Source organism: Vibrio sp. CUB2 (assembly GCF_001557945.1).
Classification (GTDB): Bacteria; Pseudomonadota; Gammaproteobacteria; order Enterobacterales; family Vibrionaceae; genus Vibrio; species Vibrio owensii.
The window spans coordinates 1-12,529 of record NZ_LNRB01000017.1 but is presented as its reverse complement, the minus strand read 5'-3'; the positions used below and the strand labels follow the sequence as shown (position 1 = coordinate 12,529).

Below are 12,529 nucleotides of genomic sequence, written 5' to 3'. Positions count from 1 at the left end.
GTAGTGATACAAAACGTGATTACAATCCCGCGTATACGTTTTGCAACAAAAGGCTGCTCCGCTTCAAACTGATGAACATTCGGCTTGACCAATAGATAGACCGTTATCCATTGGCTGATAAAACTGATATTTGGGCTAACCAATACAGTAGGTTATTGAAAATTCGACCAAAGCTAATATGGAAGGGAGACTGAGAAGTAAAACGCTATGTACAAACTACCGAATTTCTTCTTATTGTAAAAATTGTGCAAAGTGGGCGAACTACTCTAATTTTAGACTTCAAATATTGAGATTGGAATGTGGTCGGGTGGCGTAAAATGGTAAATAACTTGGTTTGCGCCACGGCATAATAGTCCCACGTTTTCAATTGAGGGTAACGTATGATTGTTTACTTTCGAGTTCAGGACGTAGAAGTGTTGTGTGATGAAATAGACCTCGCAACACTGATGCAAGCCAAGCTCAAACAATTACCAAGTTCCAAGCCTCAAATGGACTGAGCAGTATAACGTCACGAAGTGCTGGATGCGTTCAGCGCAATAGACTGTTTATACACTTTAGGAGATAACCCGGACACTCTTTTAAAGGCGCGCGAAAAGTGCGAAATACTGGTGTAGCCAAGTTGATTGGATATATAAGTGAGAGAGTGTCCTTCTTCCATCAATTCGCAAGAAACAGAGAACATCAATGACTCTTTAATATGCCGAAAAGAAGTGCCTTCATTCTTTAACTTTCTTTGAAAGGTTCGAACAGAATAGCTCAGCAACTGAGCCGCTTCTTCTATCGACAAATTACGCTCTCGCACATAAGGGCGCAGGAGTTCAAACACGCTATCGGTAAAACTTGTATGCCACTGGATCTGACTCGGTTCAGCGCCTAACTGTGAGTCCGATATTTGGATTGGTACGTTAAGAATGTCCGCGGGAATATAAACGCCGGTCTTCTCTTGACCCACAAATATCTGACACTGGCTAGGTACAACACTTTTTACGATATCGCTGTTACTGCCTTGCAGGCGTACCTTACTTGGATACCAAGCGGTCTTGGTCAAAATGCTAATGAGCTCAATGATGTAAATCACAGCAAATGCTTCAGACCAGTTAGCGATTTGAGTGTCTTTCTGTTCCGAATATCGACAGAACCAAGCGTGGCCATGATGGGTTTCGAAAGAAACGTTACTGCCAGGCGAGTCTAAACTGAAGATTTCATCAATGTGCTGCATTGAATCGCCGATGGTTTTAAATGGCACAAACTGATGCAAGACATTGGGTATAACGCGGCGACGAAAGACTAACACCAATAAGTCGGTGAATTTCGTTACGCCAAGTTGGGAAGAAGTGAGATGAATTAAACGTTTTATCGATTCAGACGGAATGTAGTCGCTCTCGGTTTGGAATAAGTCCGCAGGTAAGCCAGCGTCACTAAGTAGCTTATGCTTGTCCAAGCCATAGTCAGCAAAGACTTCAACCAGAATACGAGCATAGTTAGTCTGAATGACAGGTAGATGAAACGTTTGATTTGGCATTTTGGCGGATACTCCTTTATCACTGTTTTATCTTAGCGCATAACGCACGGTTTTAGATATAGCTCGCTATTTATTATTCAATTAATTGAAGGTTGAGCAGGACGGTATATTCTTAAAATGTTCAATCTATTCAATGGCAAGGGGATAACATGTCCGAGAACGAAAAACAAAAACAGCCAACGGAAGTGGCAGAAAACAAAGAGACGAATAAAAAAGACAAAGTAAAGACGGTCACCAACTATTTGCTTTTGTTTATCGTCGTCATGCTCGGGTTCAGCATTGTGTCAGACCGCATCATTCCAGTGACTGACAATGCACGAGTAAAAGGCTACATCGTTCCGATAAAACCTCAGGTTTCTGGCAACGTTTTAGATATTAAGGTTCGTCCGAACCAACTTGTTGCAGAGGGTGACGAGCTCGCCGTTCTCGACAAATCAGATTATGAAATCGCAGTAAAGCAAGCTGAAGAGAATCTGGAAATTGCTGGGCAGAACGTTGGTGCGCAAACCGCGTCCATCGCTTCGGCTCAAGCAAGATTAACTTCTGCGATTGTGGAACGCCAAAACACTGAAGCGCAAGCCAACCGTGTTCTTGCCATGGCAGAGAAAGGCGTAGTGTCGAAATCGGATGCAGACAAAGCGAGAGCGTCACTGGCAACCGCAAGAGCGAACGTAGTGAATGCAGAAGCGGATCTTGAAAAAGCGAAACAACAACTTGGCGCAGAAGGTGAAGAAAACAGTCAAGTCAAAGCAGCATTGCTGGCTCTTGAGCAAGCTCAACTGAACTTAGAACGTACTGTGATTCGTGCGCCAACTCAAGGTGGTGTTTCGAACTTCAGCTTGACCGAAGGCTTCTACGCTTCTGCAGGTCAGCCAATCATGACGTTTGTGTCGACAGAAGACATCTGGATTGAAGCGTACTTCCGTGAAAACAGTTTAGGCAACGTCAGCATTGGTGACGAAGTAGAAATCGCCCTCGATTTTGTTCCTGGCAAAGTCATCAAAGGCAAAGTCAGCAGCATCGACTGGGGTGTCGATTGGGGACAAAACCAACAAGCGGGTAAGCTAGCGCAAGCCAACCAACAAACAGGCTGGTTACGCCAAACGCAAATGTTACCGATCGCTATCGAGTTTGATCGTGAAGAAGTAACGGGAATGCTACGCGTTGGCGGTCAAGCAGACGTGATTGTCTACAGTGGTGACAACTTCGTGTTCAACACGCTCGGCAAACTTTGGATTCGTCTACTGAGCGTACTGTCTTATGTCCGATAATCTGAGCATTGATAACGCAACTCAACGCCGGATTCTGCGCTTCACCATTGGTGTAGGTCTGGCGGTGTTTCTCGCTGCTTGGATTAATTGGCAACTGGCGTTTGTCGCGCCAGTATTTACTGCGAAGTTCTTGGTCGATAAGCCAAACCTTCATAGAGAAACGATTTACGAGTTGCTGCTGGCATTGATTGCCACCATGGGGTTGGGGTTGCTTCTTTCAGGAGGCATTACTCAGTACCCAATTGTTCTACTGATTGCTGTCGGCTTGATGATGGCATGGGGTTACTACTTGTTTACTGACCCCAAATGGAATCTGTTCGCGACCATTTTGTTGATTGCGGTATTGATGTTGCCATTTATGGCAATAAATAACCCAGCAATTTCTGTTGTGCTCGCGAGTGGCTTGGCAATTTCTGGTGCGGTATCGGTGGCAATTTTTGCTCTGGTTCATATTTATCTACCAGAGCCAGACAGTGAGTTCGCTGGTTATGCGGCTCCACCAATTGGTAAAGAACAACGTTGGCATGCGTCATTTCGAGCCATGTTGATTTCGTTTCCTGTGGTGTGCTTCTTCTTTATCTTTCAGATTTCAGAAGCGCTGCTCACCATGATGTTTGTCGCGTTGCTGTCTTTGATGATTACGTCAGAGAAGTCAGTCAAATTAAGCGCGTTCTTAATCATCAGTAACGGTATCGGCGGGATACTTGCCATCTTGGCTTTCTCGATTCTCGCGATTGTGCCAAGCATATTCTTTTACACCGCCTTTATTGCGTTATTGGCGGTATTGATAGGGAAGAAGATTTACACCGTGCCAGAGAAGGCACCGATATTCGCCACGGCGTTCAGTACCTTGCTTGTCTTAATCGGCAGCACGTTAATGAGCTCTGGCGATATCGACAGCAATACATTTATCCGAATTTTCCAATTAGTGTTGGTCGGGACGTACATGATCCTCGCATCACTCTTTTTGGAAACCCGACAATGGAAGTTTTTGCAAACATAACACTTAACAGACAGTGAAAAGGTAACGCTATGAAAGCTTCAAATGATTTCTCTAAACAGGCGATAGACGCCGCTATCAAGATCGGAGCCGTAGCGTTACTGATCTGGTGGTGTTTCTCTATCCTCAGTCCATTCATTATGTTGGTCGTGTGGGGCGGCATTATTGCCATCGCTTTGTACCCAGTCATGATGTCCCTTCACAATCGCTTAGGTATCTCAAAAGGTAAGGCGAGTGCGCTCCTCAGTACTATCGGTGTGCTGTTACTTTTAATCCCACTTATCGCGCTCTCATCTGGCCTTTATACCAGTGGCACCGAGGTCGTCACTGGGTTGCAAGATGGCACTTTAGTTGTACCTAAGCCACAAGAAAGCTTAAAAGAGATCCCTGTCGTGGGCGACAAGCTGTTCGTTGCGATTAACTACGCATCGACCAACATGGAGGGCTTTTTAGTCAAGTATGGCGAGCAAGTGAAAGGTTTCCTTTCTCAAGCGGCATCTATTGTTGGTTCAGTAAGTGGTGGTTTTATTCAGTTTATTATTTCTACCATGATTGCTGGTGCGTTCATGAGCAATGCTGAAGTGTGCCAGAAAGGCTTTACCAAGCTAGCTGATCGCCTCACCAACAAGAAAGGCGAAGCGTTGATTGATCTTTCAAAGTCGACTGTTCGCAGTGTCGTTCAAGGTGTGATTGGCGTTGCGCTGATTCAATCTGTCATGGCGGGTGTTGGTATGGTCGCGGTTGGCGTTCCTGCTGCTGCGCTTTGGATGGTTGCAGTTATTCTGATTGCGATTGTTCAGTTGCCGCCGATTCTGGCATTGATTCCTGCGATCATTTACGTGTTTAGTGTCGAATCAACACTGGTTGCTGGCATCTTCCTCGTTTGGTGTATTTTGGTGAGCGCGAGTGATGCGGTACTGAAACCAGTACTTCTAAGCCGTGGTTCTGACACTCCAATGCTTGTGACGCTACTAGGTGCTCTGGGCGGTATGGCAATGTCTGGTATCGTTGGTCTGTTTGTTGGTGCCGTGGTACTGAGTCTGACTTATCAATTAATGGTGAACTGGTTAGATGAAGAGGACACTGAAGAAAACAAAGCACTGAACATGGACCAAAAAGCGAAGGAGGAAGACAAAGTAGAGGTGGCATCATGAAACCGATGACCAGGGAAGATAACTTTTACTTTTTGTTCTTTGCACTTATTGCGTTGTTTTTTGGCTGTGCCGTGATGCATCAGTTTTATCCAGATGGGCAGGAATTTGTTCTTGCTCTTTTGGTGGTGACGCTAGGCGCTTCGATTGCAGGCATCAACAAGAAGAACAAATCCAATCGTACATGGTATGGTGTGTTACTGATTGTGGCCGTCATCTCCTATGGGATGTCATTCTTAGAGCATTTAGATCTGTCCATTTTGACACTAGGTGCATTACTGGTTTTCTTGTTTTCGCACATATACTCGGCGCTAAAGCAGGTGGTGCTAACCAAGTCGGTGACGACAAACCACATCATCGGTTCGATTTGTATCTATCTGCTCTTAGGACTGGCGTGGGCGGTGATCTACTTGTTGGTGTTGGAGTTCTTCCCGAGCTCTTTCACAGGATTAGAAGCAAAACCTTGGCTGTCGAACTTGTTTAATGCCTTGTACTTCAGCTTTATCACGTTGACGACGGTGGGCTATGGTGACATTTCACCAACGGTTCCAGTGGCTCAGTTCTTCGTTTTCTTTGAAGCGATAGTCGGGAGCTTTTACTTAGCCATCATGGTGGCAAGTTTGGTGAGTATTCGTTTGGCTCAAGCACAGAGTGAGTAAACAAATGAATGGTTTGAATGGCGGAGCGGAAAAGTCTCCGCCATTTTTGTTTCAAGAGGAAATGAACTTAGCCATTAAATGCACGAGCGACGCGACCTTCACAGCTGAGCGTGTAGTTCCCTACATAAGCAGGGATGAAAGCCGATTGCCCTTTGCCAAGCACCAATGTTTCGCCGCTTTCGGCAAACAGCGTTACGTCTGCATCGATCGGCATTAAGATTTCCGCACTGCTCATCTCAACTTGTTGATCTTTTGGCTCTTGGAAGACAGAGAACTTGAAGTCTTGCACAGGAACAGGGAAGTGATGCTCACAGCCTTTGATTTCTGCTTGGGTTAGCAGCGTGTTCATCGGTTTTGGAATGAAGTCGGTACACTTAACCAGTTCTTCCACATCCATGTGTTTTGGTGTTAAACCAGCGCGAAGTACGTTGTCTGAGTTCGCCATGATTTCCAGACCAGTGCCTTTGATGTAAGCATGAGGCGTTCTCGCGCTTAAGAACATGGCTTCACCGGGTTTAAGCGTAATAACATTCAGCAGTAATGGGGCAAACAAACCTACGTCATTCGGGTACTGAGCAGCAAGGTCTAAAATCAATTCGCATACAGGGCGTGCTTGGTTAGCTGCTGCGTAACTTAATAAGTGATCCACGGCGTTAATCTTGCGCGCTTCTTCCATAGAAAGAATCTCCACGAAGAACTGACACAAGCCGTCTTGATTAGGATTGCGCTCAAACTGTTCTAGGTAGCCGTTGATTTCAGGAATGTCACACAGGCGGAACTCAGCGATGATTTCATCAAATGGACGAAAGCCGTTCATCGCTTGATATTCCGTTAGGGCATAAACCAGCTCTGGCTTGTGGTTGGCATCGTTGTAATTACGATTGAATGCACTCAGCGGTACAGCTAACTCTTGTTCTTTTGCATAACCGATCTCCGCATCTTGCTTATTTGGGTGCACTTGGATAGACAAGGCTTTATCCGCTGCAAGAATCTTGAACAGGAAAGGTAGGTCACCAAAGGCGTCTGCCGTGCTTTGCGATAGAAACGCTGACGGATCTTGTTTGATCAATTCTGATAGCGAAACAGTTGTACTTGAAGCAGTATTACTTCCTTGTTTAACGATAGAGCAACCATTCGGATGCGTGCCCATCCAAACCTCGGCTTGAGGTTGTTGAGCTTCGTTAGCAAAGCCAAACAAATCGTGGATAGCAGTGCGGCTTCCCCAGTCGTAGTTTTGGATCTTATTGTCCATTTTGAAGAAGCATTTTGATGAAATAGTATTCGAATTCATGAATTTTACCCGTAGAAAACCCTCCGAACTGAATCGGAAGCAAAAAATAGTGGAGATTGGACGGGTGAGTGGTTAACTCACCCTAAGAGGTGTAGAAGTCGCTTCTACAATCAGATGTCTACAACCTAAGCTTGGGAGCGAGCGGCTTTCTTGAAGGTTGAGCCTGCAAGAACGGTAACAACAGCAAGCCAATAACGGCTGCGCATACCGAGATGGTGATAAAGAATCCAGTCCAGCTGTATTCTTCAAGAATCAATGCCAATGGGTAGCCAGAAAGTGCGGCCCCCATGTAAGCAAACAAACCAACAAAGCCCGTTGCAGCACCAGCGGAATCTTTGTGTGAACATTCCGCTGCAGCCATGCCAATCAACATTTGTGGACCAAATACGAAGAAGCCAATTGAGAATAACCCCGCAGCTTGGAACGCAAAGTTAGTTAACGGCATCAACCACAGTGCAGCAACAGATAGGAATATACCTGCGGCAAACAATAGGTTCATTGGACCTCGGTTACCACCGAACAGTTTATCCGAGCCCCAACCAGCCACCAGAGAACCAACAAAGCCACCGATTTCAAACATCGATAATGCCGCGTTAGCATTGATTAGACTGTAGTGGTGTTGTTCTGTCAGGTACAAGTTACCCCAGTCATTAATGGCGGTGCGCACGATATAAACCAGTACATAGCTGAATGCGAGCAACCAAATGTACTTGTTGTTGAACACGTATTGTTTGAGGATTTCTTTATAACTCAGACCTTGTCCGTGATTTTCTTGAGCGAGTTCTAACTTGTCATCTCGCCATTGACCAACCGTTGGCAGTCCTTGAGTGGTCGGTTTATCGCGCAAGCGCCAACAAACAATCACACCTAGAATCACGCCGATTACGCCCGGTACAATGAAGCCTTCTCGCCAGCTGTAATGGAATGTGAGAAACCCAACGAGTAGGGGAATTAACGCGCCACCTACGTTATGAGCGGTGTTCCAAATTGCCCACAAAAAGCCACGTTCTGAGCGCGAATACCAAGTGGTAAGTAACTTAGAGCACGAAGGCCAGCCCCAACCTTGGAACCAAGCGTTCATAACCCACAGGGCTGCGAGTGCAACCAAAGAGCTAGAGAAGCCAAATGCGATATTGATAAGACCCGTCGCGATTAAACCGACACCCATGAAAAAGCGAGGGTTAGAACGGTCAGAAATGGTGCCCGAGATAAACTTCGATAAACCATAGGTGATGTAGAAAAGCGTACCTATCATACCGATATCGGCTTTATCTAAACCTAAATCAGCAATCATCGCGGGTGCAGCGTAGTTGAATGTTTTACGAGTGAAGTAAAAGCCCGCATAACCAAGATACATACCCAGCATGATGTGCAGACGCCAATAGCGATAGCGTTCATCCACTTGGTCTTTGCTAAGGGGAGCTTGGTTGTAGCTCGGAGACTGAAATAATCCAAACATGCTCGTTACACCTTAGGTAATGTGATGGCGATTTGTGTGCCATCCACATGATCGTTCAAAGAGTAGATATACATTTTGCCGCCAAGTGCTTGCACACGTTCTTGCATGCCGCGAACGCCCATGCCTTTCATGCAGTCTTCGGTTTTGAAACCAATGCCGTTGTCTGCGATGTTCAACGAAATGTTCTCGTCAATAGACAGCTCGATAACGATCGACGTCGCACTCGCATATTTGGCTGCGTTGTTTAACGCTTCTTGGCACAAACGGAAAAGGGTGACTTTTAGCGTGTCGCCCAAAGACTCATAGTCACCTTGCCAATCAAGCACAACGTGAGTGCCATGATTGTCGAACTCCATTTCACGGGTTAACTGGTGAACGGAATCTTTCAAATCCAAATCATCGAGCATTTTCGGGCGCAGTTTACTCAGCAGGTGCTTGGTGGTGTCATAAACATTGAGTGAAAGGTTTTCGATCATGTCTGCACAGCGTGTGTTCATTTCTGCGTTATCAACGCGCTTAATGATGCTCGCTTGGGTACGAATCGCCGTGATGTTCTGACCAATTTCGTCGTGCAGTTCTCTTGCCACGTCTCGCCGCACCGACTCTTCTGCTTGAATGAGTTGTCGGGACAAGGTTTGGTTTCTCGACAATTCGCCACGCAGCTTTTGGTTAAGATCTTTTTGTTTCTGCACCGCTAAACCGAGCATGATGCCCGTTAAGGTTTGTGCCGAAAGGGACAACAGAAGGTCAGTGATTTCCAGATTCGAAACACCGCTTCGCGCAGCAATCAAGGCAATACTGTTTAACATGGTTGCGAGCAGTGCACCTTGCCACCCATAGCGTAACGCAAGCACAATGATTGGGATTGCCATGCAGAAAGGCGCAAAGCGTTTTAGCTCGTCTGGCAAGCTGGTTTGAACCAAAATGCTGGCAATCAACAGCACGCTATACAAAAGAATATGACGCACTTTGAATTGAACTTCATTCGCCAATAGGTTTGAGGTCAACGGCGACCAAGGGCTTTGGAAGAGATAGTTCCAAAGCAAATAGCACATTGGCAGAACCAACAAACCGCCCGCAATGCTCGCTAACCACGCCATGTAGACAGATTGAACGTGATAACCAACCGCAAGTACGTTAATGCAAGACGTCACGAGCAACACGACCGCCATCACCGCTAAGTGCTGGTTCTGATCGCCTTTGTAATAACGTTTAGCAAGGTAAACAACCGGAATGCTCAATACGCTAGCCACCAACGCCATCAGCCATTGTGGTTGTTCAAGAAGTAGAGCAAGAGCCACGGTCAATCCCCATTCAGCGAGATAAATCGTTGCCCAATACTTTGTACGCGTGTGCAGTGTTAGACCCAAACGCAACGCGAAGGGAAACAGCAAGATCGCCAGTTCAGCATCATTCACAAAGTAATAAGCGATCACCCACAGACAGAACCACGAGCATCCTGTCATGAATAAACCGCAAATAGAGGTGATGGTGTAGCTACGCATTAAAATGACTCTTGCGAGAACAGTTTGGCGAGCTCAACGTTGTTCTTTACGCCAAGCTTATCCATGGCGTTTGCACGGTGAACGTGAACGGTTTTATGGCTTAAGCCAAGCTCAGTGGCGATAGACTTCACATCCAAGCCACGAGCCAGCAATTGGCAGACTTCGTTTTCTCGGCGAGTCAATTGAGTCAGCGTCGCCGCTTTGTCACTTGGTGTGGCGAGCTTCAATGCAATATCAGGCGTTAGGTAACAACCGCCTGAAGCACTGGTTCTGACTGCTTGAATTAACTCGTCAGGGCTACAACGTTTACTTAGGTAACCTTTTGCGCCCAGTTTAAGTGACTTTTCAACCATTGCGGGAGAGTCGTGCACGCTAAGCATGACACAAGCAATTCCAGAAGGGATTTCGGAGAGTAGGGTAAGCCCACTTTCGTCTGCCATCGAGATATCTAGGATAACCACATCTGGCTTGCACGCAGGTAATCCCACTCGAGCTTCTGCTACCGAGCTAAATTCACCTACAACATTCATGTCTGTCTCAAGGCTCAACAATTGAGCAAATCCAGAACGAACAATGACATGGTCATCAACAAGCGCTACGTTAATCATCTTAAATACCAAACTTCAGCAATACACAAACGAAAATGAGCTCTCAAAGAGCTCAATAAAAACCTACTATGATACTAAATTGACCAAGTTTATTTAATGATCTAGCGCGCTTTGACTGGCAAAGCGCGCTGTTTGATTAAGCTTGGTTTTCTGCGAGCTCAAGCTTCTTCTTGTTTTGACGAATCTTTTTCTCTTCTGCGATAGCAACGAAAGCAAGCAAAACAATACAAATCATTGCTGAGGTATCTAGGGCAGCGAACGTACCTTTCCAACCCGTTAGACCAAAGATTGGTGTGCCATCTGCAATCATACCTAGACCCAGTTTCGCGAAGCTGTCACCAATTAGGTAAGCGAATGTGCCTTTTACGCCGTCTGCCACACTGATTGCCTTCTTAGGAACAAAGCCAACCGCGGCAACACCGATAAGCAGTTGAGGACCAAATACTAGGAAGCCAAGAACAAATAGCGACGCTAGGTACATGAACTCACTGGTTGCGTGTTGGTAGAACTCAAGTGATACGATGATCAAACCCAAAGAAACACAAGCCACTAGCGCACGGCGACCATTTGCAAGGTCAGACAGGTAACCCCACATCAAAGTACCCACAAGCGCACCCACTTCGAATAGGGTAAAGCCAGAGATTGCTGCTTCTTTTGATAGACCAAGTTCTTGGTATGCGTAAACCGTTGACCACTGGTCGATACCGATGCGCACGATGTAAAGGAAGATGTTTGCGAAGCAAAGTAGCCAGATCACTTTGTTTTTCAGAACGTACTCAACAAAGATCTCTTTCTTAGTCATTTGATTGCCTTCAGCCGCTTCGTCTTCTTCGCTGACTGCTTCATCAAATAGCTCTTCTACTTTACCTAGACCGTAGGCTTCAGGAGAGTCGTTACCATAGCGCATACCGATGAAACCAACGATGATCGCAATGATAGAAGGGAACACGAACATGCCGATCACGTGACCGTCAAACAAGTAGTTAGCACCAAACAGAGCCACACCTGCAGCACCCGCGCCACCTACGTTGTGAGACATGTTCCAAAGACCTAGGTAAGAACCACGCTTGTTACGCGGTGTCCACTTAGTGATGGTCGAGTAACTAGAAGGACCACCAGTACTTTGGAAGAAACCACTTAGTGCATAGAACGCCACCATCAAGAACAAGCTCGCGCTGCCACCGCCCATGCTGAAACTGAAACCAAGCATTGCCAGACCAGAAAGGATAAGCATGAAAGGAAGGAACTGCTTGGTGTTTTTGCCATCGGCGTAGTAGGAAACTACGGTCTTACCGATGCCGTATGTAATCGAGAAACCCAGACCAATCAAACCTAGATCGGTCATCGACAAACCGTAAGTTGAAATCATGTCGTTTTGCGCGACGTTGAAGTTTTTACGGATCAGGTACATGGTCAAGTAGCCAATAAACACCACTAGGTAAGATTGGATAAATGGTTTGAACCACATTTTTCTACGTACTTCGACAGGAAGATCGAGGGTAGGCTTCCGGACTTGTTCAAGGAATTTTAACATCGTGAACTCTCTTGTATTAGTGTGATGCACTTGCGTGCTCGCTTTCTTTTAGCTGTCGGCGATTGTAGAGAGTCCTCTTTTGAACCACATGAGAGGAGGGCTTAGATCGACTAGGAAAAATTCCTAGAAAACGATTGCTGATTAAGAAAGCGTGAAAATCATCACATTCTGTACGGGATAGCCATGTTACGAGCGATAAGCATCCAGTTACCTAGTTAGTTTCTTCCTTGGCGGGCTTTGTTGCTTAATTCGGTGGGAAGACATGGCAGCCTAAAGTTGTTCAGTTCTTAAGCAATATACTGAGTTTCAGGCATACCAAGTCCTGTAAGCTTGTTCAGCGCTTTGATCATTGCGTAAGTCTCGCCAACCTGAGCATTGTAATTTCTTAGGCTTAATTTCCCACCTAGCAGCTGTTTTACTCGGTACATTGCTGTCTCTGATAGTGAGCGCTTGTGATAGCCATACCGCTTTTTCCACTTCTTGTTGGAGCCGTAGAGCTTTTGACAACCTACTGCTAAATTGCGAGGGT

10 protein-coding genes and 1 pseudogene are annotated in these 12,529 nt (G+C 46.0%); 4 read left to right on the top strand and 7 right to left on the bottom strand.

The annotated features are described in order from the left end of the window. Positions 1-508 precede the first annotated feature (508 nt). Positions 509-1,522: an AraC family transcriptional regulator gene (locus tag ATB78_RS21970; protein WP_020196855.1), complete on the bottom strand. Its 1,014-nt coding sequence runs from the start codon at positions 1,520-1,522 to the stop codon at positions 509-511. Between the two features lie 149 nt (positions 1,523-1,671). Between ATB78_RS21970 and ATB78_RS21965 the strand changes: the two genes are divergently transcribed. From ATB78_RS21965 to ATB78_RS21950, 4 genes are read left to right on the top strand one after another with little or no spacing between them, the layout of a single operon-like run. After that, positions 1,672-2,793, top strand: coding sequence for an HlyD family secretion protein (locus ATB78_RS21965; RefSeq protein WP_045414194.1), 1,122 nt, complete (start codon positions 1,672-1,674; stop codon positions 2,791-2,793). Next, positions 2,783-3,796, top strand: a complete 1,014-nt coding sequence (locus tag ATB78_RS21960) for a DUF2955 domain-containing protein (protein WP_061010497.1) — start codon at positions 2,783-2,785, stop codon at positions 3,794-3,796. The genes ATB78_RS21965 and ATB78_RS21960 overlap by 11 nt, the downstream gene beginning before the upstream one ends. Positions 3,797-3,825: 29 nt before the next feature. Then, complete coding sequence (locus ATB78_RS21955) at positions 3,826-4,947, top strand: AI-2E family transporter (RefSeq protein ID WP_061010496.1); 1,122 nt, start codon at positions 3,826-3,828, stop codon at positions 4,945-4,947. Continuing rightward, on the top strand, positions 4,944-5,603 hold the full coding sequence (locus ATB78_RS21950) for an ion channel (RefSeq protein ID WP_045401733.1): 660 nt from the start codon (positions 4,944-4,946) through the stop codon (positions 5,601-5,603). The genes ATB78_RS21955 and ATB78_RS21950 overlap by 4 nt, the downstream gene beginning before the upstream one ends. A gap of 67 nt (positions 5,604-5,670) precedes the next feature. Here the strand turns inward: ATB78_RS21950 and manA are convergent, their stop codons facing one another. From manA to ATB78_RS21920, 6 genes and pseudogenes are all read right to left on the bottom strand, one after another. Then, on the bottom strand, positions 5,671-6,894 hold the full coding sequence (gene manA / locus ATB78_RS21945) for a mannose-6-phosphate isomerase, class I (RefSeq protein ID WP_061010495.1): 1,224 nt from the start codon (positions 6,892-6,894) through the stop codon (positions 5,671-5,673). A gap of 118 nt (positions 6,895-7,012) precedes the next feature. Continuing rightward, positions 7,013-8,353, bottom strand: a complete 1,341-nt coding sequence (locus ATB78_RS21940; RefSeq protein ID WP_005435249.1) for an MFS transporter — start codon at positions 8,351-8,353, stop codon at positions 7,013-7,015. 5 nt (positions 8,354-8,358) lie between these two features. Beyond that, entirely contained in the window at positions 8,359-9,858 is a 1,500-nt protein-coding gene (gene uhpB, locus ATB78_RS21935; RefSeq protein WP_061010494.1) for a signal transduction histidine-protein kinase/phosphatase UhpB, read from the bottom strand. Further along, entirely contained in the window at positions 9,858-10,466 is a 609-nt protein-coding gene (gene uhpA / locus ATB78_RS21930) for a transcriptional regulator UhpA (RefSeq protein ID WP_045367819.1), read from the bottom strand. The genes uhpB and uhpA overlap by 1 nt, the downstream gene beginning before the upstream one ends. Positions 10,467-10,602: 136 nt before the next feature. Continuing rightward, complete coding sequence (gene uhpT, locus ATB78_RS21925) at positions 10,603-12,000, bottom strand: hexose-6-phosphate:phosphate antiporter (protein WP_032802392.1); 1,398 nt, start codon at positions 11,998-12,000, stop codon at positions 10,603-10,605. A gap of 287 nt (positions 12,001-12,287) precedes the next feature. Continuing rightward, positions 12,288-12,529 (bottom strand): annotated as a pseudogene (locus tag ATB78_RS21920) (IS5/IS1182 family transposase); the annotation flags it as partial.

Bases quoted from the DNA above. Each gene is read 5' to 3' on its own strand.
- uhpB (WP_061010494.1), bottom strand. From the start codon at position 9,858: ATGCGTAGCTACACCATCACCTCTATTTGCGGTTTATTCATGACAGGA.
- ATB78_RS21955 (WP_061010496.1), top strand. From the start codon at position 3,826: ATGAAAGCTTCAAATGATTTCTCTAAACAGGCGATAGACGCCGCTATC.
- ATB78_RS21970 (WP_020196855.1), bottom strand. From the start codon at position 1,522: ATGCCAAATCAAACGTTTCATCTACCTGTCATTCAGACTAACTATGCT.
- ATB78_RS21965 (WP_045414194.1), top strand. From the start codon at position 1,672: ATGTCCGAGAACGAAAAACAAAAACAGCCAACGGAAGTGGCAGAAAAC.
- uhpA (WP_045367819.1), bottom strand. From the start codon at position 10,466: ATGATTAACGTAGCGCTTGTTGATGACCATGTCATTGTTCGTTCTGGA.
- ATB78_RS21960 (WP_061010497.1), top strand. From the start codon at position 2,783: ATGTCCGATAATCTGAGCATTGATAACGCAACTCAACGCCGGATTCTG.
- ATB78_RS21950 (WP_045401733.1), top strand. From the start codon at position 4,944: ATGAAACCGATGACCAGGGAAGATAACTTTTACTTTTTGTTCTTTGCA.
- uhpT (WP_032802392.1), bottom strand. From the start codon at position 12,000: ATGTTAAAATTCCTTGAACAAGTCCGGAAGCCTACCCTCGATCTTCCT.
- manA (WP_061010495.1), bottom strand. From the start codon at position 6,894: ATGAATTCGAATACTATTTCATCAAAATGCTTCTTCAAAATGGACAAT.
- ATB78_RS21940 (WP_005435249.1), bottom strand. From the start codon at position 8,353: ATGTTTGGATTATTTCAGTCTCCGAGCTACAACCAAGCTCCCCTTAGC.